Raw genomic sequence first — 18,672 nt, 5'->3', positions numbered from 1 at the left:
TCCGTGCTCGGTCACGCCTCCGTCACGCCTCCGCCCATCGGTAGTGGTGGTAGTGGTGGTGGACCGCGAAGCCCATCCCGTCGTACAACGCCCGGGCGCCGTCGTTGTCCGCCTCCACCTGGAGCCAGGCCGCCGACGCGCCCTCGTCGAGCGCCTGCCGGGCGAGTGCCGTCATGACGGACGTCGCCAGGCCCTGCCGCCGGAGGGCGGGGTCGACCTCGACGGCCATGAAGCCCGCCCAGCGGCCGTCGACGACGCAGCGCCCGATCGCCGCCGGTACCTCTCCCGTGCCCGCCACGGACGCGAACCACACACGCGGACCGGAGGTGAGGACCGGCCGTACCGCCGGGCTCGGCTCCCCGAAGCGCTGGTAGCGGAGCAGCCACGACGGGTCGAGCGCGCGCGAGAGCCGTACGGCGGAGATGTCGGCGTCCAGGTCGCCGATCGGGGCGAGCGCCGCGATCCGGACCTCGGCGGAGACCTCGCGCCGCCAGCCGTGCCGGTCGAGCGCCGCGCACAGCAGTTCCTGGGCGCCCTCGGCGCCGGTCGCCGTCTGGACGTACGCGGGGAGCTTCCGGGCCGCGTACCACTCGCGTACGAAGGTCAGGGCCTCCGGCACCGGGATTCCGGGATCGCCGAGCGGCAGCGCGGAGTTGGCGCGGCGGGTGAATCCGTCGGCGGCCCGCAGGGTCCACTCGCCGAGCTGCTCGCTCTCGACCGGCTGCCAGGCGCGCGCGGTGGCCCGGGCCAGCTCCGGGAAGGTGGCGGAGGGACCCCTTCGGCGGGCCGGTGCGGGGGGTACGACCTTCCCCGCGACCAGGGAGGTTTCCGCGATCCGGACGGTTTCACCGCTCTTTCGTGTGATCAGCAGCACACCGGAGTCCCACGATGTGAGAACCCCTACCGCATCCGTGAACTTCCCGCCCGGCGCGGCCGACTCTGTCACGTACCGAACGGAGACACGTTTTCCCACGTCAGCGCCGGTGATTCGGACCTCAAGGAGTCCTCCTCCGGTCAATTCCACAGCTTCTCCGCCCCTCCTGTTCGGATCGCCCCCAAGAACGGAGATACTAGGTGCGGGCATCGACGACGCCGCGCTCCCGCGCAGACCAGCCCTATCGAGGAGGAACGACAGCGTGACCTACGTCATCGCGCAGCCTTGTGTCGACGTCAAGGACAAGGCGTGCATCGAGGAGTGCCCCGTCGACTGCATCTACGAGGGCAAGCGGTCCTTGTACATCCACCCGGACGAATGCGTCGACTGTGGGGCCTGTGAGCCGGTCTGCCCGGTTGAGGCGATCTTCTACGAGGACGACACCCCGGAGGAGTGGAAGGACTACTACAAGGCGAACGTCGAGTTCTTCGACGAGCTCGGTTCGCCCGGTGGTGCCTCCAAGCTCGGCGAGATCGAGCGCGACCACCCCTTCATCGCCGCCCTGCCGCCGCAGAACGGCTGATCGACCGCATCCGGTCCCGTACGGCGTCGGTCGCTGTACGGGACCGAGGCGTTTCCCGTACGTACAGGAAGTGAGAGCCAACCCGTGAGCGCAGTCTCTTCGCGCCTGCCCGTCTTCCCCTGGGACAAGCTGGAGCCGTACAAGAAGACGGCCCTGGCGCACCCGGACGGAATCGTGGACCTCTCGGTCGGCACACCCGTCGACCCGGTCCCCGCGCTGATCCAGGACGCCCTGGTCGCGGCGGCGGACTCGCCGGGCTATCCCACGGTGTGGGGGACGAAAGAGCTGCGGGACGCGCTCACCGGCTGGTGCGAACGCCGTCTCGGCGCCGTGGACTTCGCCCACGAGAACGTGCTGCCGGTGGTCGGCTCGAAGGAGCTCGTCGCCTGGCTGCCGACGCAGCTGGGCCTCGGCGCCGGCGACCGGGTCGCGTACCCGCGTCTCGCGTACCCGACGTACGAGGTCGGCGCGCGGCTCTGCGGTGCCACCCTCGTCGTCTACGACGACCCCACGGAGCTCGACCCCGCCGGTCTGAAGCTGCTCTGGCTCAACTCCCCGTCCAACCCGACGGGCAAGGTCCTGGGCAAGGACGAGCTGACCCGGATCGTGGCCTGGGCGCGCGAGCACGGCGTCCTCGTCTTCTCCGACGAGTGCTACCTGGAGCTGGGCTGGGAGGCCGACCCGGTCTCCGTCCTGCACCCGGACGTCTGCGGCGGTTCGTACGAGGGGATCGTCGCCGTCCACTCGCTGTCCAAGCGCTCCAACCTGGCCGGCTACCGCGCCGCGTTCATCGCGGGCGACGCGGCCGTCCTCGGCGAGCTGCTCCTGATCCGCAAGCACGGCGGCATGATGACCGCGGCCCCGGTCCAGGCGGCGACGGTCGCCGCGCTCGGCGACGATGCGCACGTGGCCGAACAGCGGGAGCGGTACGCGGCCCGCCGGGCGGCGCTGCGGGCGGCCCTGGAGGCGCACGGCTTCCGGATCGAGCACAGCGAGGCGAGCCTGTACCTGTGGGCGACCCGGGACGAGCCGTGCTGGGAGACCGTGGCGTACCTGGCGGACAAGGGCATCCTGGTGGCGCCCGGCGACTTCTACGGCGAGGCCGGGGAGCGGTTCGTGCGGGTGGCGTTCACGGCGACGGACGAGCGCGTCGACGCGGCGGTCAAGCGGCTCGGCTAGCCCGACACACGGGGGAGGGCCCGGGGAGCTGATGCTCCCCGGGCCCTCCCGTGTTTCCGTGCCGGATCAGCCGATCGGCAGGCCGCCGAGGGACGGCGCGGCCGGCAGGCCGCCGCCCAGGGCGCCGGCGGCCGGGCCCTGCGCGCTGTCGCCGGCGGCGCCGGCCGTCTTGCCGACGACCTCGCCGGTGCTGCCGGCGGCCTCGCCGGCCACCTTCTGCGCGGCCGGGGTGGCGGTCTTGCCCGCCGCGCCGGCGGTCTTGCCGACGGCGGGGACGGCCGTGCCGACGGCCTGGCTGCCGGTGGCGCCGACGACGCCGGTGGCGGCCTGCGCGCCGCTGTCGACAGCGGTGCCCGCACCGGCGGCGTCCAGGGCGGTGACGCCACCGAGGGCGTTGGCGGGCGCGATGCTGTGGTCCAGGGCGCTCGCGGAACCGGCCGCACCGACCACGGGGGCTGCTCCGGCCGCGATGAGGAGGGCGGCGCGGGCGATCCGACGGGTCAGGGGGAGGGACATGGTGCTCCTTCGACGGGGTGCGACGAGTGGTGTTCGGACGCAGTGACAACCGGCCCCGGGGTGGGAGAGGTTGCGGCGGTCGAAGGTAAAGGATTGGTAATGCGTCGTATTGTCGGGTGGGGAGGAAAACGGACGAACGTGTCATTGTGTGAACGTCTGGCGAACCGTCACTTCCCTTGTCCCGTAAGGGAGTTGGGGCGGCGGAGCGCGACCTGGAAATGACCGTGCGAAGTGCGGGCGAATTTCCCGGGATTCCGTCCGGGCGCATGCCACGGGCGGGTGAACGACCGTACGTGCGACCGGCTACTGAGCGAGCCGGATACGGACCGATCCCGTGTCGGAGGCGGCACCGGAGCCGGCCGCGGACGCCGCACCGGCCGAGGCCGAGGCGGACTTCTCCCAGCCGCCGGACGCGTCGCTCGCACGCCACACCCGGCCCCCGTACGCGACCTCCGTGACGCGCAGCTCGTCCGCCCGCGCCACCGCCCACTGCGCCAGTTCCCAGCCGCGCCGCTCGTCCGACCCGGCACCCGGGGCCGTGCCCGCGTCCGTCGCCGCCCGGACCGGCACCACGAGCACCGGCGGCTCCGAAGCCGACCGGCCCGCGCTCGACCCGCCCGTGACCGCCTTCGGCGCCGCCTTCTCGCCGAAGGCCCGCACCAGCTCCTTGCGCACCCGCTCCGGATCGCCCGGCGGGCCCTTCACGTCACTCGCCGTACACGTGAGCGCGGCCGGCGCCCGCCCCGTCAGCGCCGCCGAGAGCAGGGTGGCGTCCGGCTCGTGCTTCGCGTACGCCTGCGGGAAACCGCTCTTCTGCACCTTCTGCGCCGCCACCGTCAGCGGCAGCCGCGAGTACCCCGGGACCTTCTCCAGACCCTCGTAGAACTTCCCCGCCGAGTACACCGGGTCCATGATCTGCGCCGGCGTCCCCCAGCCCATCGAGGGCCGCTGCTGGAACAGACCGAGCGAGTCCCGGTCGCCGTGCTCGATGTTCCGCAGCGCCGACTCCTGGAGCGCCGTCGCGAGCGCGATCGTCACCGCACGCTCCGGCAGCCCCCGGGAGGTGCCGACCGCCGAGATCGTCGCCGCGTTCGACGCCTGGTCCGGCGTGAACTCGTACCGGTTCTCGCCGGTGCCGACACTGCACCGCGGCGTGCCTCTGCTCCCCGTCACCTGGTGGAAGGCCACGTACGAGGCCAGGCCGAGGAGCGCGGCGAGGGCAGCCGCGGAGCGGGCGAGACGGCCGCGGCGGGCGGGGCGGCCGCGACGGGCGGTGCGGGTGGGCTCGGACACGGGGCCCACCGTACTGGAGGCCGGGTTAGGGTCGGCACATGGCTGACATCACTCCGTACGAGACCCGGCTGGACCTCTCCCAGGACGGGGCCGCCCTCACCGCCGCCCTTGTCGACTTCCCGTCCGTGAGCGGGACGGAGCAGCCGCTCGCGGACGCCATCGAGCAGGCCCTGCGGGCCCTGCCGCACCTCACCGTCGACCGCTACGGCAACAACGTCGTCGCCCGTACGCACCTCGGCCGCGGCGAGCGGGTCGTCCTCGCCGGCCACATCGACACCGTGCCGATCGCCGACAACCTCCCCTCGCGCCTCGACGAGAACGGCGTCCTGTGGGGCTGCGGCACGACGGACATGAAGTCGGGCGTCGCCGTCCAGCTCCGGATCGCCGCCACGGTGCCCGAGCCCAACCGCGACCTCACGTTCGTCTTCTACGACAACGAAGAGGTGGCCGCCGACCTCAACGGCCTCGGCAAGGTCGCCGCCGCCCACTCCGACTGGCTGGAGGGCGATTTCGCGGTCCTCCTGGAGCCCTCCGACGGACAGGTCGAGGGCGGCTGCCAGGGCACCCTGCGGGTCATCCTGCACACCGCGGGCGAGCGGGCCCACTCCGCGCGGTCCTGGATGGGCTCCAACGCCATCCACACCGCCGCCCCGATCCTCGCCCGCCTCGCCGCCTACGAGCCGCGCAAGCCGGTCATCGACGGCCTGGAGTACCACGAGGGCCTCAACGCGGTCGCGATTGCGGGCGGCGTCGCCACCAACGTCATCCCCGACGCCTGCACCGTCACGGTCAACTACCGGTACGCCCCCGACCGCTCCCCGGCCGAGGCCCTGGCACACGTCCGCGAGGTCTTCGCCGACTGCGACATCGCCGAGTTCGTCGTCGACGACGAGAGCCCCGGCGCCCTGCCCGGCCTCTCCCACCCGGCCGCCGAGGCCTTCATGAAGGCCGTCGGCGGCAGCGCGCAGCCCAAGTTCGGCTGGACCGACGTCTCCCGCTTCAGCGCCCTCGGCGTGCCGGCCGTCAACTACGGCCCCGGCGATGCCTTCTACGCGCACAAGCGCGACGAGCACGTCGTCGTCGACAAGATCCACCACTGCGAGGCACGCCTCCGCGACTGGCTGACTGCCTGACTTCCGTAATTTCGCGTTTCGTCACCTCTGTCGTCCTACGCTGACCGGACCAGAAGATCAGTGGATCGGCGGAGGGAGCAGGCCATGGGCATTCCCGAGGGAATGGCGAAGCCCGAGGAGCAGCGTCTGGGGCCGGTGCTGAGGCGCAGGGATCAGGTCCAGTCGGGCACCACGGACCAGCGGCTGCTCGACACCGAGGGCGACTCGGAGTGGGTGCACACGGACCCCTGGAGGGTCATGCGCATCCAGTCCGAGTTCGTCGAGGGCTTCGGAGCCCTCGCCGAACTGCCGAGCGCGATCAGCGTCTTCGGCTCGGCCCGCACGAAGCCGGACTCGCCCGAGTACGAGGCGGGCGTACGGATCGGCCGGGCGCTCGTCGAGGCCGGTTTCGCGGTCATCACGGGCGGCGGCCCGGGCGCCATGGAGGCGGCCAACAAGGGAGCCAGGGAGGCCAAGGGCGTCTCCGTGGGCCTCGGGATCGAGCTTCCCTTCGAGCAGGGGCTGAACCAGCACGTCGACATCGGCGTGAACTTCCGCTACTTCTTCGTCCGCAAGACGATGTTCGTGAAGTACGCGCAGGGCTTCGTCGTCCTGCCCGGCGGCCTCGGCACCCTCGACGAGCTGTTCGAGGCGCTGACCCTGGTCCAGACCCGCAAGGTCACCCGCTTCCCGATCGTCCTCTTCGGCACGGAGTACTGGAAGGGCCTCGTCGACTGGCTGCGCGACTCGGTCGTCGCGGGCGGCAAGGCGTCGGAGCGCGACCTGCTCCTCTTCCACGTCACGGACGACGTGGAGGAGGCGGTGGCGCTGGTGACGAAGGAGACCGGCAAGTAGGACGTCCCTCGGGGGCGCCGGGTGCCGGCGCCCCCTTTCGTCCGCCCTACGCCAGCCCGCGCCGAGCGACGGCCGGCGCCCGGTGCCCGGCGATCGACGCCACCATGTCGAGCACCTGGCGGGTCTCGGCGACCTCGTGCACCCGGTACACCTGCGCCCCCAGCCACGCCGACACGGCCGTCGTCGCCAGCGTGCCGAGCACCCGCTCCTTGACCGGCCGGTCGAGCGTCTCGCCGACGAAGTCCTTGTTGGAAAGAGACACCAGCACCGGCCAGCCCGTCTCCGCCATCTCGCCGAGCCGCCGCGTCGCCTCCAGGCTGTGCCGGGTGTTCTTCCCGAAGTCGTGACCCGGGTCGATCATGATCCCGTCGCGCCGCACCCCAAGGGCCACCGCCCGCTCCGCGAGCCCCACGGTCACCCGCAGGATGTCGGCCATCACGTCCGCGTACTCGACCCGGTGCGGCCGCGTCCGCGGCTCCGCGCCGCCCGCGTGCGTACAGACGAGCCCCGCGCCGTACTTCGCGGCCACCTCCGCGAGCCCGGGGTCGACCCCGCCCCACGCGTCGTTCAGGACGTCCGCCCCGGCCTCGCAGACCGCCGCGCCGACGTCCGCCCGCCAGGTGTCCACGCTGATCACCACGTCGGGGTGGCGCCTGCGGACCTCGGCGACGAAACCGACCGTCCGGCGGGCCTCCTCCTCGGCCGTGACCTCCTCGCCGGGGCCCGCCTTCACCCCGCCGATGTCGATGATGGCCGCGCCCTCGGCCACGGCCTGCTCGACGCGGGCGAGCGCCGGCTCGTCCCGGAAGGTGGCGCCCTGGTCGTAGAAAGAATCCGGGGTCCGGTTCACGATCGCCATGATCACCGGCTCGTGCGGCCCGAATTCACGCCGTCCCAAGCGCAGCATCCCTTTTGTCCTCCCTCGCGTCCGTTCGCTGCGACCCTAACCGTCAGTGGCGCATGGCACGATCGGCACGGGACGAATTCCACTCTGGGAAGAGGCGCGCAGGTGTTCTGGTTTCTGCTCATCACGATGGTCGTGGTCGTGGCCGCGGTGACTCTGGCGGTGGTCGGCGGAGGCGACAGCGAGGTGCTGCCGGAGGTGGCACCCGAGCAGCTCGTCGACCCCCTCCCGGCGGCCCGCCCGGTCGACCGCGCCGACGTCGAGGCGCTCCGCCTCCCCGTCGCCGTCCGCGGCTACCGGATGGCGGACGTGGACGACGTCCTGGTCCGCCTCGGCGCCGAACTCGCCGAGCGGGACTCCCGGATCGCCGAGCTGGAGGAGGCGCTCGCGGGCGCGTCCGCCGGTGACGGAGAGGACGACCGCTCATGACCGAGGGCGGGCCGGTCCCGGGCCCCGACGGGCGGCTGCGCTGCCCCTGGGGCCTGTCGACCGAGGACTACGTGGCCTACCACGACGAGGAGTGGGGCCGCCCGGTCCACGGCGACGACGAGCTCTTCGAACGGCTCTGCCTGGAGGCCTTCCAGTCGGGCCTGTCCTGGATCACGATCCTGCGCCGCCGCGAGGGCTTCCGACGCGCCTTCGACGGCTTCCGCATCGCCTCCGTCGCCGGCTTCGGCGAGACCGACCGGGAGCGGCTCCTCGCCGACGAGGGCATCATCCGCAACCGCGCCAAGGTCGACGCGACCCTCGCCAACGCCAAACTGCTCGCCACCTGGTCCCCGGGCGAGCTCGACGCCCTGATCTGGTCCTACGCCCCGGATCCGGCCGGCCGCCCCACCCCGCGCTCGGTCTCCGACGTCCCGGCGGTCACGGACGAGTCCACGGCCCTCGCCAAGGCCCTCAAGAAGCGCGGCATCCGCTTCGTCGGCCCCACCACCGCCTACGCCCTGATGCAGGCGTGCGGCCTGGTCGACGACCACGTGGAGGGGTGCGTGGCCCGGGGCGGTCGGTAGGACCCCGGGCCCGACAGGCCCTAGCGGCCCAGGTACTTCGGCTTCTCCTTGGCGATGAAGGCGCGAACGGCGATGGTGTGGTCCTCCGAGGCGCCCGCGAGGGACTGCAGCTCGTCCTCCTTCTCCAGGGCCTCGGCGAGCGAGTGGTCCGCGCCGTACGCCAGGGACTCCTTCAGCGCCGCGTACGCCACCGTCGGGCCCTCCGCCAGCTTGCGGGCCACCTTCGCGGCCTCGGCGGCCAGGTCGGCGGCCGGGACCAGGCGGTTCGCGATGCCGAGCTCGTACGCCTCCTGGGCGGTGATCGAGCGCGGGAAGAGCAGCAGGTCCGACGCCCGGCTCGCGCCGATCAGCCGGGGCAGCGTCCAGGACATGCCCGAGTCGGAGGTGAGCGCGACGCCCGCGAAGGACGTGTTGAACGCGGCCGTGTCCGCGACGACCCGGTAGTCCGCCGCCAGCGCGAAGCCGAAGCCCGCGCCCGCCGCGACGCCGTTCACGGCCGCCACGACCGGCTTCCGCATGCCGGTGAGGGCCCGGACGATCGGGTTGTAGTGGTCGCGGACCGTGTTCATGGTCTCGCGTGTGCCGGACTCCTGGTCCGCCATGAGCAGGCCCACGTGCTCCTTGAGGTCCTGGCCGACGCAGAACGCCCGGTCGCCGGCCGCCGTGAGCAGGACGGCCCGTACGGCGGTGTCCGTTGCGGCCGTTTCCGCTGCGTCCCGGAGCGCGACCTTCGCCGCCACGTTCATCGCGTTCATGGCCTCCGGCCGGTTGAGCGTGATGGTGGCGAGCCCGTCGCTCACCTCGTACAGCACCGTGTCGGCCATGGGGTTCCCTTCGCTTCTTTGCGCGGTTGACCTGCCCAGCATGGCGGAGATCACCCGCACCGCACATGTGAGCTGCGTCAAAGAAATCAGGGCGTCGACACGATCAAGAGCGGCGCAGTATCGCAGCCCGATCGCCGAAATGTGTGGTTTTGAGAGAGCGCGTTGCGGAAGCGATGCAGATCGATGTTGGTCATCGGGTCCTGCGATGCGGGATAATGACCTGGAAGCAATGTGTTCGAAGCCGGTGAAGCGTGCTCCGCATCGAAGAGCTGCCCGGCTGACGATGAGCTGGTTTCAGGAAGGGGAACAAGCATGGCGGCCATGAAGCCGCGGACGGGTGACGGCCCGCTCGAGGTGACCAAGGAGGGGCGGGGCATCGTCATGCGCGTTCCGCTCGAAGGCGGCGGTCGGCTTGTCGTCGAGCTGACCCCGGGTGAGGCCGAGGCGCTGGGCGACGCCCTGAAGAAGGTCGTCGGCTGACCTGATCCTCCACGATTCCTCGCCACTGCCCCGGGACGGTTTCCACCGTGCCGGGGCAGTGGTGTGTCCGGGGCCTCGGGAGGAGTCCAGGGGGCCGGAGAGTTCCGTGGGTCCGGGGGAGGCTCCAGGGGAGCGGTGAGGGGCCGGGGAGGCTCCGGGAGGGGCTGCGGAGGGTCCGGGCCTCGCGAGGGTCGGGTCAGCCCCGGCGTACGGCGCAGAGCAGGCCGTCGCCCACCGGCAGCAGCGAGGGCAGCAGTTCCTGGCTCTCCCGCACCGTGCGCAGCAGCTCGCGGACCCGCAGGACCTCCGCCGGCTGGGCCGCCGAGTCGACCGTCCGGCCGTCCGCGAAGACTCCCTCGAAGCAGACGAGACCGCCAGGTCGCAGCAGGCGCAACGATTCAGCGAGGTAGTCCAGGTACTCCAGGCGGTCGCCGTCGCAGAAGACGAGGTCGTATCCGCCGTCCGCGAGACGCGGCAGGACGTCGAGGGCGCGGCCCGGGATGAACCGGGCGCGATTGCCGGCGAAGCCCGCCGCGCGGAACGCCGTCTTCGCGAACTGCTGGCGCTCCGGCTGGAGGTCCACCGTCGTCAGGACGCCGTCCGGCCGCATCCCGAGCAGCAGGTAGATGCCCGACACGCCCGTGCCGGTACCGATCTCCGCCACCGCCTTGGCGTCCGCCGTCGCCGCGAGCAGGCGCAGTGCGCCACCGGTGCCGGGCGACACCGAGGGCAGCCCTGCCTCCCGGGCCCGGTCCCGGGCCCAGCGCAGAGCTTCGTCCTCGGCGACAAAGGCGTCGGCGAACGACCAGCTCGTCTGCCGGTTGGCGGTAATGGCCCTCTCCTGTCCCCGTAGTTGACGCAACGGTGACTGTATCCGCTGTCAGCGGGAACCCGCAGATGGGACCGCACGTTCACTGGAGGTCAGGACGCGGCCGGCGGCAGCCGGGCGAGCCGGTTCCAAATTCGCGTAAAGATTCTTATCCGGAGCTAACGGGCGAGGTGGCTATGGTAGGGGCTCCGCTGGACACCACCAGAGCCGACAGGGGAGGTGCGGCTGCGCCTGTGGATCGGGGAGGAGTGCTTCGGCGTCTTCTCAGGTCGGCGGGTGAGCCGAAATCCGTGACCGACACCGCTGACCGAATCCGCTCCACCGACTCCGCTCCCACCACCGCGACCTTCGCATCGGATGCGGAATCGCAGGCGTGGACTCCGCCCACCTGGGAGGAGATCGTCAGCACGCACAGTGGCCGGGTCTACCGCCTCGCCTACCGCCTCACCGGCAACCAGCACGACGCCGAGGACCTCACCCAGGAGGTCTTCGTCCGCGTCTTCCGCTCGCTGTCGACGTACACGCCGGGCACCTTCGAGGGCTGGCTGCACCGCATCACCACCAATCTCTTCCTCGACATGGTCCGCCGCAAGCAGCGCATCCGTTTCGACGCGCTGGCCGACGACGCCGCCGAGCGGCTGCCCAGCCGCGAGCCGTCGCCGCAGCAGGTGTTCAACGACACCCACTTCGACGCCGACGTGCAGCAGGCCCTCGACACCCTCGCGCCCGAGTTCCGCGCCGCGGTCGTCCTCTGCGACATCGAAGGACTGTCGTACGAGGAGATCGCCGCGACCCTCGGCGTGAAGCTCGGCACCGTCCGCAGCCGGATCCACCGCGGCCGCTCCCACCTGCGCAAGGCGCTCAAGCACCGCTCGCCCGAGGCCCGGGCGGAGCGCGCGCTCACCTCCGTCGGATGGGAGGCAGGGACAGCGTGAGCGGCACACGTCCCTCGTCGCCGACCCCCGCGGAACACCACCTCGGGGACCGGCTCGCGGCGCTCGTCGACGGCGAGCTCGGCCACGACGCCCGGGAGCGGGTGCTCGCGCACCTCGCGACCTGCGCGCGCTGTAAGGCCGAGGCCGACGCCCAGCGCACGGTGAAGAGCGTCTTCGCCTCCGCGGCGCCCCCGCCCCCCTCGGAGGGCTTCCTCGCCCGGCTCCAGGGGCTCCCCGGGGGACCAGGTGAGCCTTCGGGCGGCTCCGGCGGGCCCGGAGTGCCCCGAGGGCCCCTCGAAGAACTGCTCGGCGCGGCGGCGCTGAAGTCCGACGGCTTCGCCACCGCGGCGGTCGTCACCCCGCGCTCCCCGCACCCCGGGACCGGCTTCCGGATCCACGAGGTCGGGGGCCGCGCCTCCGGCACGTCCGGGCGGGGCCGGCGCTTCGCCTTCGCGGCGGCCAGCGCGGTCTCCTTCGCGGCGATCGCCCTCGGCGGCACGCTGCCGGTGGAGACCTCGGTGAGTGCGAGCGGACGCGGCGGGCAGGGCACAGGCAGCGCGGTCACCCCGCTGCGCGCCACGGCCTCGGGCGGCGCCCCGGGCACCGGCGGCGTACGCGGTACGCGCTCCGGAGAGCGTGCGGGCGCCCAGTCCGTCGCCGAAGAGCCCCTCACCCCGCTCGCGGCCCGGACCGGACCCCCCGCCGGCACCGTTCCCTCGGGCGCGGTTCCGCCGGATGCGGTGCGCTCCGGTACGGCTCCGCTGGTGGCCGTACGCCTCCAGAACCAGGCCATGCGGTCGTTCTTCGCGCTCTCGCCGTTCATACGACCGACGGGTCCGGCCCTCGAACTGGCCCTCGCCCCCGGTCCCAGCCCGGCGGCGAGCCCGACGAACGCACCGCTCGGCTCCCACCGCTGACCCGCGACCTGGTTGAATCCAGGGACAGGGGCGCCCGAGCTCGGGCGCGGACGGGTCAGCGGTTGCGGGGAGAGCATGGACGACGGGAAGCCGAACTGGTGGAGCCGGCCTTCGACGGCACCGGAGGCGGCGCGGATACCCTCGCCGTCTCCGACCGGCGGCGGTGACGACGGCGACGGTGATTTCCCCCTGCCCGCGCCCCAGCCGCCGGCCGGGACCGAGGCCGAGGCGCCGGCCGACGTCTCGGTCGACGCCGCGGCCGAGGCCCACACCACGGAGATCCCCACCGCGCCCCGGCCGGAGCCGGAGACCGCATCCGAGCCCGTGCCCGCGCCCACCGTCCTGCTGACGAAGGACGAGCCGTCCGACGCGCCGGCGGCCGAGGCTCCCGTCGCCGAGGCTCCCGTGGCCGACGCGTCCCAGGCCCCGGCGGCGGCCGCGCAGCCCGCCCCCCAGCCCCTGCACGCGCCCGACGAGTACCGGACGCCGCCGTACGGCGAGCCCGGCCCGTGGGCGCCCGCACCGCCCGTGCAGCACCCGGCGCCCCCCGTACCGCCTCAGAGCCCCGTACCGCCGCAGGCACAGGCCCCCGTGCCGCCCGTACCGCCGCGGCAGGGCGGGACCGCCCCGTGGATGCAGTACGACCCCTGGGGCGGGCCCCTCGGCGGCGTCGGGGTCGCACCGGCGCCCGCGAAGAAGTCCCGGAAGGGCCTCGCGCTCGCCGGGGCGCTGATCTTCGCCCTCGTCACCGGCGTCATCGGCGGCGGCATCGGCGCCTACGTCGAGCGGAACGGCGGGCTCGGCACCGTCGAGCTGCCCCAGGCCGACGGCGGGGACACCGACCGCGCCCCCGAGAGCGTGGCCGGCATCGCGGCCGGAGCGCTGCCCGGCGTGGTCACCCTGCACGTCAGTGGCGGCGGCTCCTCCGGCACCGGCACCGGCTTCGTCCTGGACACCAAGGGCCACATCCTCACCAACAATCACGTGGTCGACGCGGCCGAGTCCTCCGGGGACATCACCGTGACCTTCTCCAGCGGCGAGACCGCCCGCGCCAAGATCGTCGGCAAGGACACCGGCTACGACCTCGCCGTCGTCCAGGTCACCGGCGTCTCCGGCCTCAAGGCGCTGCCCCTCGGCAACTCCGACAACGTCCGCGTCGGCGACCCCGTCGTCGCCATCGGCGCGCCCTTCGACCTCTCCAACACGGTGACCTCCGGGATCATCAGCGCCAAGGAGCGCCCGATCACCGCCGGCGGCGAGAAGGGCGACGGCACCGACATCAGCTACGTCGACGCCCTCCAGACCGACGCCCCGATCAATCCCGGCAACTCCGGCGGCCCGCTGCTCGACTCCAAGGGCCGGGTCATCGGCATCAACAGCGCGATCCGCGCCGCCGGCGGTTCCGGTGACGGTGACGGCGGCAGCGCCGGCCAGCCCGGCTCCATCGGCCTCGGCTTCGCCATACCGATCAACCAGGGCAAGCGGGTCGCCGAGGAGCTCATCAACACCGGCAAGGCCACCCACCCCGTCATCGGTGTGAGCCTCGACATGCAGTTCAACGGCGACGGCGCCCGCGTCGGCGAGAAGGGCAAGGACGGCGCCGCCTCGGTCACCCCGGGCGGCCCGGCCGCCGCGGCGGGGCTCCGGCCCGGCGACGTCATCACCAAGGTCGACGGCCAGCGGGTGCACAACGGCGAGGAATTGATCGTGAAGATCCGCGCCCACCGCCCCGGCGACGAGCTGCGGCTCACCCTCACCCGCGACGGCAAAGAGCTGACCAAGACATTGACACTCGGTTCGTCGCAGGGCACCTGAGCGCCATGTGGTGGATGCCGGGAGGTACCCGTCGGACAGTTTCGGCGGGTACCGTGGACCGGGCCCTGGACCGGCGTGAAGGAGCTACTAGGTGTTCAGCGACATAGGCGCACTCGAGCTGGTGGCCCTCGTGGTCCTCGCCGTGCTCGTCTTCGGGCCTGACAAGCTCCCGAAGGTCATCCAGGACGTCTCGCGCTTCGTGAAGAAGGTCCGTGACTTCTCGGACAGCGCGAAGGAGGACATCCGCAGCGAGCTGGGACCGGAGTTCAAGGACTTCGAGTTCGAGGACCTCAACCCCAAGACGTTCCTCCGCAAGCAGCTGGAGGGGAACGAGGACCTCCAGGAGCTCAAGGAGCTGCGCGGATCGTTCGACCTCAAGAAGGAGATGAACGACGTCGCCGACGCGGTTCACAACCGCGAGCCGCAGCCGTCCGCAGTCAACGGCGCTCCGGTCAACGGGGCCGCGGCGGGCACGCCGGACCTCCTGAAGAAGCAGGACAAGCCGGACACCGGAGAGCGTCCGCCGTACGACTCCGACGCGACCTGACGACGGGCTGTCACCGACCCGACGCGTCCTGGTGGCTATCCTCCCTCTGTTGACGGAACGAGGAGGCGGCCGAGTTGGAGACCACGAGTCGGGTGGAGGGCGTACCGACGGCCCGGCGTACCCCTGAGGGCTATCTGCGCGCACCCTTCGCCTGGTACGGCCTCGACGAGGCCTTCACCGGGCCGCGCTGGCTGATGCAGGTCGGTACGGCGGCGGACGGCAGCGTGCAGCACGGTTCGACGGGGCACGGTGACGAGCCGTCCATAAAGTCGGACGCGCGGGGCACGGAGAAGGAGCGTTTCGCCGTCGTGGTGACGGTCGCGGCGAGCCCGGTCCGGCGGACCGGGGACGGGACGGGCGTCCTCGACGCCACCACGGTCTCCTCCGCCGCCTGGCTGGCCGGATCGGGGCTCCTGGTCCACACCTGGCCCGCCTCGCTCGACCACGGGCTGCGCGACAACTGGCTGGACCAGCAGACGGAGACGGCCTTCGAGCTCGCCGACGACCTCGACGGGCCCGCCTGGTCGACGCTGTCGCTCCCCGTGGACGGGGCGCCGGTGCCCTTCCACTACCGCGAGTCGGAGTTCGGCTGGGTGCTGGCCGGGTCGGCGGCGGGGGTGCACCTGGGGGCGTACGGGCGGGGGATGAGCGCGTACGGGCTCGGGTTCTCGCAGATCAAGGACCTGGAGGCGTACGCGTAGACGCGGGTACGTGAAAGGGCGCCCCCTCACCAGGGGCGCCCTTTTCCCGTACCTGTTCTCAGAACTTGTTGCGCGGGGTGATGCCCAGGCTCATGCCCGACAGGCCGCGCGCGCGGCCGCCCAGCTTGCCCGCGATCGCGCGCAGGGCCGCGCCCGCCGGGGAGTCCGGGTCGGACAGGACGACGGGCTTGCCCTCGTCGCCGCCCTCGCGCAGCCGGACGTCGATCGGGATCGAGCCGAGGACGGGGACGGTCGCGCCCGTGGTCCGCGTCAGACCGTCGGCGACCCGCTGGCCACCGCCCGTGCCGAACACGTCGACCATCTCGTCGCAGTGCGGGCACGGCAGGCCCGCCATGTTCTCGACGACGCCGACGATCTTCTGGTGCGTCTGCACGGCGATCGAGCCGGCCCGCTCGGCGACCTCGGCAGCGGCCTGCTGCGGGGTCGTGACGACCAGGATCTCCGCGTTCGGGACGAGCTGCGCGACCGAGATCGCGATGTCGCCCGTGCCCGGGGGCAGGTCGAGCAGGAGGACGTCCAGGTCGCCCCAGTACACGTCCGCGAGGAACTGCTGGAGCGCGCGGTGCAGCATCGGGCCGCGCCACACCACCGGCGCGTTGCCCGGGGTGAACATGCCGATCGAGATGACCTTCACGCCGTGCGCCGACGGCGGCATGATCATGTTCTCGACCTGGGTCGGACGGCCGTCCGCGCCCAGCATCCGCGGCACGCTGTGGCCGTAGATGTCGGCGTCGACGACACCGACCTTCAGGCCGTCCGCGGCCATCGCCGCGGCGAGGTTCACGGTCACGGAGGACTTGCCGACGCCGCCCTTGCCGGAGGCGACCGCGTACACCCGGGTCAGCGAGCCCGGCTTCGCGAAGGGCACCTCGCGCTCCGCGCCGGTCCCGCGCAGCGCCGCCGCCAGCTCCTTGCGCTGCTCGTCGCTCATCACGTCGAGCGTGACGTCGACGGCGGTGACGCCCTCGACGCGGGAGACGGCCTCGGTCACGCGCTGCGTGATGGTGTCGCGCATCGGGCAGCCGGAGACGGTCAGGTAGACCGTGACGGCGACCCTGCCGTCCGGTTCGATCTCCACCGACTTGACCATGCCGAGCTCAGTGATCGGTTTGTTGATCTCGGGGTCGTTCACCGTCGCCAGTGCTTCGCGCACCGCGTCTTCCATAGCCATACCGACGATGGTACGGCGCCGACCACCGGCCCATGAAAGGGCTGTCAACGGTCGGGTACGTCACTTCCGTGACCTTCGCCCGAGGGGAATAGATCCCGGCGCTCCTCCAGCTCCTTGATCAGGTCCTGGAGCTCCGAGCGGATCCAGTCGCGCGTGGCGACCTCGCCGAGGCCCATGCGGAGCGCCGCGATCTCCCGGGTCAGGTACTCGGTGTCCGCGATCGACCGCTCGTTCTGCTTGCGGTCCTGTTCGAGGTTGACCCGGTCCCGGTCGTCCTGCCGGTTCTGCGCGAGCAGGATCAGCGGGGCCGCGTACGAGGCCTGGAGGGACAGGGCGAGCGTCAGGAAGATGAACGGGTACTCGTCGAACTTCAGCGACGCCGGGGCGAAGATGTTCCACATGACCCAGACGATGATCGTCAGGGTCATCCAGACGAGGAAGCGCCCGGTCCCCAGGAAGCGGGCGATCCGCTCGGACATCCGCCCGAACGCCTCCGGGTCGTACTCCGGCAGGAACCGGGCCCGGCGCTCGCGCGGCAGGTCGAGCCGGATCCGGGCCACCATCGGCCGGTCCCGCTCCCTCTCCCTCTCCCGCTCCCTCTCGTGCCCCCGCTCAGCGGCCATGCCCGGTTCCCTCCTCGTGGAACTCGGTCTCCCGCCAGTCCTCCGGCAGCAGATGGTCGAGCACGTCGTCGACGGTGACCGCGCCGAGCAGCGAACCGCTCTCGTCCACGACGGGCGCGGCGACCATGTTGTACGCGGCGAGGTAGCTGGTGACGGCGGGCAGCGGCGTGTCCGGGCCGAGCGGCGGCAGGTCGCTGTCGACGAGCGAACTGACCAGCGTGAACGGCGGGTCCCGCAGCAGCCGCTGGAAGTGCACCGTGCCCAGGTACTTCCCGGTCGGCGTCTCGTCCGGCGGCCGGCACACGTACACCTGCGCGGCGAGCGCCGGCGACAGGTCCTGCTGGCGCACCCGGGCGAGTGCGTCCGCGACCGTGGCGTCCGGCCGCAGCACGATCGGCTCGGTCGTCATCAGACCGCCGGCCGTGCGCTCCTCGTACGAGAGGAGCCGGCGCACGTCGGCGGCCTCGTCGGGCTGCATCAGGGTGAGGAGCCGCTCCTGGTCCTCCTCGGGCAGCTCGGACAGCAGGTCGGCCGCGTCGTCCGGGTCCATCGCCTCCAGGACGTCGGCCGCGCGCTCCTCCTTCAGCTTGCCGAGGATCTCGATCTGGTCGTCGTCCGGCAGCTCTTCGAGGACGTCGGCGAGCCGGTCGTCGTCGAGGGCCGCGGCGACCTCGGCGCGCCGCTTGGGCGAGAGGTGGTGCAGGACGTTGGCGAGGTCGGCGGGGCGCAGCTTCTCGAAGGTGGCGACGAGGCTCTCCGCGCCCTGCCCCTCCTCCTCCAGGGAGAAGCCGGTGACCGCCGACCACTCGACGGTCAGCGTCTCGCCCTTGCGGCTCAGCACCCCGCCCTTCCCCTTGCGGACGAAGACCTTGTCGATCTCCCAGTCGCGGCGGGCGGGCAGCTGCTGGATGGCGACGTCGAGGACGGTGACCTCCTCGCCCTCCTGCCCGCCGGGCCCGACGAGCCGGACGCGCCGGTCGAGGAGCTCGCCGAGGACGAGCCGCTCGGTGGGGCGCCGTTCGAAGCGGCGCATGTTGACGACGCCGGTGGTGATGACCTGGCCGGACTCGACGCCCGTGATGCGGGTCATCGGGACGAAGACGCGGCGGCGGCTCAGCACCTCCACGACCATGCCGAGCAGCCGGGGCGGTCTGCGGCCGACGCGGAGCATGGCCACGAGGTCGCTGACGCGGCCGACCTGGTCGCCGACGGGGTCGAAGACCGGGACCCCCGCGAGGTGCGAGACGAAGATCCGGGGGGCGCCTGCCGCCATGCCACGCGCCTCCTCGGTGCCGCACGATTCGAGTCGTGGCAAGTGCTTTGCCGGTGATTGCAGAGCTTTGCCGGGTTCAGGCTAGCCCGTGCTGTTCCGCCCCGCTCCGGCAGCGACTCCGTACGGCTGGCTGCGGGGCCCGTCACCTGGCCCGGGTACGCTGCGGTCTGCCGTTCCCCCACGCGGCCCCGGCACCGGACCCGGCCA

General features: G+C 72.3%; 21 protein-coding genes. 12 read left to right on the top strand and 9 right to left on the bottom strand.

Features of this window, described 5'->3' with window-relative positions; translation table 11 throughout:
* Positions 1–22 precede the first annotated feature (22 nt).
* On the bottom strand, positions 23–1,024 hold the full coding sequence (locus OG357_RS13245) for a GNAT family N-acetyltransferase (RefSeq protein ID WP_329621325.1): 1,002 nt from the start codon (positions 1,022–1,024) through the stop codon (positions 23–25).
* Between the two features lie 112 nt (positions 1,025–1,136).
* On the opposite strand from OG357_RS13245, the gene fdxA reads away from it, so the two are divergent.
* Both fdxA and OG357_RS13235 read left to right on the top strand, forming a co-directional pair.
* Positions 1,137–1,457, top strand: coding sequence for a ferredoxin (gene fdxA, locus OG357_RS13240; protein ID WP_015035968.1), 321 nt, complete (start codon positions 1,137–1,139; stop codon positions 1,455–1,457).
* Between the two features lie 84 nt (positions 1,458–1,541).
* The gene (locus OG357_RS13235; protein WP_329621324.1) at positions 1,542–2,636 is read left to right on the top strand and encodes a bifunctional succinyldiaminopimelate transaminase/glutamate-prephenate aminotransferase; all 1,095 of its coding nucleotides are present in this window, start codon (positions 1,542–1,544) and stop codon (positions 2,634–2,636) included.
* Between the two features lie 66 nt (positions 2,637–2,702).
* On the opposite strand, the gene OG357_RS13230 is transcribed toward OG357_RS13235, so the two are convergent.
* Complete coding sequence (locus OG357_RS13230) at positions 2,703–3,152, bottom strand: ATP-binding protein (protein ID WP_329621323.1); 450 nt, start codon at positions 3,150–3,152, stop codon at positions 2,703–2,705.
* A 303-nt stretch (positions 3,153–3,455) separates the two neighbouring features.
* Positions 3,456–4,454: a hypothetical protein gene (locus tag OG357_RS13225; protein WP_443066676.1), complete on the bottom strand. Its 999-nt coding sequence runs from the start codon at positions 4,452–4,454 to the stop codon at positions 3,456–3,458.
* 29 nt (positions 4,455–4,483) lie between these two features.
* On the opposite strand from OG357_RS13225, the gene dapE reads away from it, so the two are divergent.
* Together dapE and OG357_RS13215 are read left to right on the top strand one after the other, a co-directional pair.
* Complete coding sequence (dapE, locus tag OG357_RS13220; RefSeq protein WP_329621321.1) at positions 4,484–5,578, top strand: succinyl-diaminopimelate desuccinylase; 1,095 nt, start codon at positions 4,484–4,486, stop codon at positions 5,576–5,578.
* A gap of 84 nt (positions 5,579–5,662) precedes the next feature.
* Complete coding sequence (locus OG357_RS13215; protein ID WP_329621320.1) at positions 5,663–6,412, top strand: TIGR00730 family Rossman fold protein; 750 nt, start codon at positions 5,663–5,665, stop codon at positions 6,410–6,412.
* Positions 6,413–6,458: 46 nt separating this feature from the next.
* Here the strand turns inward: OG357_RS13215 and folP are convergent, their stop codons facing one another.
* Positions 6,459–7,319: a dihydropteroate synthase gene (gene folP, locus OG357_RS13210; protein WP_329621319.1), complete on the bottom strand. Its 861-nt coding sequence runs from the start codon at positions 7,317–7,319 to the stop codon at positions 6,459–6,461.
* Positions 7,320–7,421: 102 nt separating this feature from the next.
* On the opposite strand from folP, the gene OG357_RS13205 reads away from it, so the two are divergent.
* The gene (locus OG357_RS13205) at positions 7,422–7,745 is read left to right on the top strand and encodes a hypothetical protein (RefSeq protein WP_317598843.1); all 324 of its coding nucleotides are present in this window, start codon (positions 7,422–7,424) and stop codon (positions 7,743–7,745) included.
* Positions 7,742–8,329 carry a DNA-3-methyladenine glycosylase I gene (locus OG357_RS13200; RefSeq protein WP_329621318.1) on the top strand — a complete coding sequence of 196 codons (588 nt, stop codon included), beginning with the start codon at positions 7,742–7,744 and terminating at the stop codon, positions 8,327–8,329. Before OG357_RS13205 ends, OG357_RS13200 begins: the two co-directional genes overlap by 4 nt.
* Before the next feature lie 20 nt (positions 8,330–8,349).
* On the opposite strand, the gene OG357_RS13195 is transcribed toward OG357_RS13200, so the two are convergent.
* The gene (locus tag OG357_RS13195) at positions 8,350–9,153 is read right to left on the bottom strand and encodes an enoyl-CoA hydratase/isomerase family protein (RefSeq protein ID WP_329621317.1); all 804 of its coding nucleotides are present in this window, start codon (positions 9,151–9,153) and stop codon (positions 8,350–8,352) included.
* 312 nt (positions 9,154–9,465) lie between these two features.
* Between OG357_RS13195 and OG357_RS13190 the strand changes: the two genes are divergently transcribed.
* Positions 9,466–9,633 (top strand): DUF3117 domain-containing protein, encoded by a 168-nt coding sequence (locus OG357_RS13190; RefSeq protein ID WP_017239934.1) that lies wholly within the window; start codon positions 9,466–9,468, stop codon positions 9,631–9,633.
* Between the two features lie 196 nt (positions 9,634–9,829).
* Here the strand turns inward: OG357_RS13190 and OG357_RS13185 are convergent, their stop codons facing one another.
* Complete coding sequence (locus OG357_RS13185; protein ID WP_024759307.1) at positions 9,830–10,495, bottom strand: O-methyltransferase; 666 nt, start codon at positions 10,493–10,495, stop codon at positions 9,830–9,832.
* A 143-nt stretch (positions 10,496–10,638) separates the two neighbouring features.
* On the opposite strand from OG357_RS13185, the gene sigE reads away from it, so the two are divergent.
* From sigE to OG357_RS13160, 5 genes are all read left to right on the top strand, one after another.
* A complete protein-coding gene (gene sigE / locus OG357_RS13180) occupies positions 10,639–11,397 on the top strand; it encodes an RNA polymerase sigma factor SigE (protein ID WP_329621316.1) in 759 nt (252 codons plus the stop codon).
* Positions 11,394–12,314, top strand: a complete 921-nt coding sequence (locus OG357_RS13175) for an anti-sigma factor family protein (RefSeq protein ID WP_329621315.1) — start codon at positions 11,394–11,396, stop codon at positions 12,312–12,314. Before sigE ends, OG357_RS13175 begins: the two co-directional genes overlap by 4 nt.
* Before the next feature lie 75 nt (positions 12,315–12,389).
* Positions 12,390–14,129 carry a trypsin-like peptidase domain-containing protein gene (locus OG357_RS13170; RefSeq protein WP_329621314.1) on the top strand — a complete coding sequence of 580 codons (1,740 nt, stop codon included), beginning with the start codon at positions 12,390–12,392 and terminating at the stop codon, positions 14,127–14,129.
* 91 nt (positions 14,130–14,220) lie between these two features.
* Positions 14,221–14,676: a sec-independent translocase gene (locus tag OG357_RS13165; protein WP_329621313.1), complete on the top strand. Its 456-nt coding sequence runs from the start codon at positions 14,221–14,223 to the stop codon at positions 14,674–14,676.
* Positions 14,677–14,750: 74 nt separating this feature from the next.
* Positions 14,751–15,377 carry a hypothetical protein gene (locus OG357_RS13160; protein ID WP_329621312.1) on the top strand — a complete coding sequence of 209 codons (627 nt, stop codon included), beginning with the start codon at positions 14,751–14,753 and terminating at the stop codon, positions 15,375–15,377.
* Between the two features lie 58 nt (positions 15,378–15,435).
* Here the strand turns inward: OG357_RS13160 and OG357_RS13155 are convergent, their stop codons facing one another.
* The 3 genes from OG357_RS13155 to OG357_RS13145 are packed head-to-tail and all read right to left on the bottom strand — an operon-like array spanning position 15,436 to position 18,465.
* The gene (locus OG357_RS13155) at positions 15,436–16,569 is read right to left on the bottom strand and encodes an Mrp/NBP35 family ATP-binding protein (RefSeq protein ID WP_267045698.1); all 1,134 of its coding nucleotides are present in this window, start codon (positions 16,567–16,569) and stop codon (positions 15,436–15,438) included.
* 44 nt (positions 16,570–16,613) lie between these two features.
* Positions 16,614–17,192, bottom strand: coding sequence for a DUF1003 domain-containing protein (locus OG357_RS13150; protein WP_329621311.1), 579 nt, complete (start codon positions 17,190–17,192; stop codon positions 16,614–16,616).
* A complete protein-coding gene (locus tag OG357_RS13145) occupies positions 17,182–18,465 on the bottom strand; it encodes a magnesium transporter MgtE N-terminal domain-containing protein (protein ID WP_329621310.1) in 1,284 nt (427 codons plus the stop codon). Before OG357_RS13145 ends, OG357_RS13150 begins: the two co-directional genes overlap by 11 nt.
* Positions 18,466–18,672: the final 207 nt, after the last annotated feature.

The sequence above is a fragment of the Streptomyces sp. NBC_01255 genome, assembly GCF_036226445.1.
Classification (GTDB): domain Bacteria; phylum Actinomycetota; class Actinomycetes; order Streptomycetales; family Streptomycetaceae; genus Streptomyces.
Note: the sequence above shows the minus strand (reverse complement) of the source record. Positions and strands in the feature narration are given on the sequence as shown.

Coding starts and splice junctions, on each gene's coding strand:
- OG357_RS13145 (WP_329621310.1), bottom strand. CDS start 18,465: ATGGCGGCAGGCGCCCCCCGGATCTTCGTCTCGCACCTCGCGGGGGTC.
- OG357_RS13215 (WP_329621320.1), top strand. CDS start 5,663: ATGGGCATTCCCGAGGGAATGGCGAAGCCCGAGGAGCAGCGTCTGGGG.
- OG357_RS13195 (WP_329621317.1), bottom strand. CDS start 9,153: ATGGCCGACACGGTGCTGTACGAGGTGAGCGACGGGCTCGCCACCATC.
- OG357_RS13150 (WP_329621311.1), bottom strand. CDS start 17,192: ATGGCCGCTGAGCGGGGGCACGAGAGGGAGCGGGAGAGGGAGAGGGAG.
- OG357_RS13155 (WP_267045698.1), bottom strand. CDS start 16,569: ATGGCTATGGAAGACGCGGTGCGCGAAGCACTGGCGACGGTGAACGAC.
- folP (WP_329621319.1), bottom strand. CDS start 7,319: ATGCTGCGCTTGGGACGGCGTGAATTCGGGCCGCACGAGCCGGTGATC.
- OG357_RS13190 (WP_017239934.1), top strand. CDS start 9,466: ATGGCGGCCATGAAGCCGCGGACGGGTGACGGCCCGCTCGAGGTGACC.
- sigE (WP_329621316.1), top strand. CDS start 10,639: ATGGTAGGGGCTCCGCTGGACACCACCAGAGCCGACAGGGGAGGTGCG.
- OG357_RS13170 (WP_329621314.1), top strand. CDS start 12,390: ATGGACGACGGGAAGCCGAACTGGTGGAGCCGGCCTTCGACGGCACCG.
- OG357_RS13200 (WP_329621318.1), top strand. CDS start 7,742: ATGACCGAGGGCGGGCCGGTCCCGGGCCCCGACGGGCGGCTGCGCTGC.
- dapE (WP_329621321.1), top strand. CDS start 4,484: ATGGCTGACATCACTCCGTACGAGACCCGGCTGGACCTCTCCCAGGAC.
- OG357_RS13230 (WP_329621323.1), bottom strand. CDS start 3,152: ATGTCCCTCCCCCTGACCCGTCGGATCGCCCGCGCCGCCCTCCTCATC.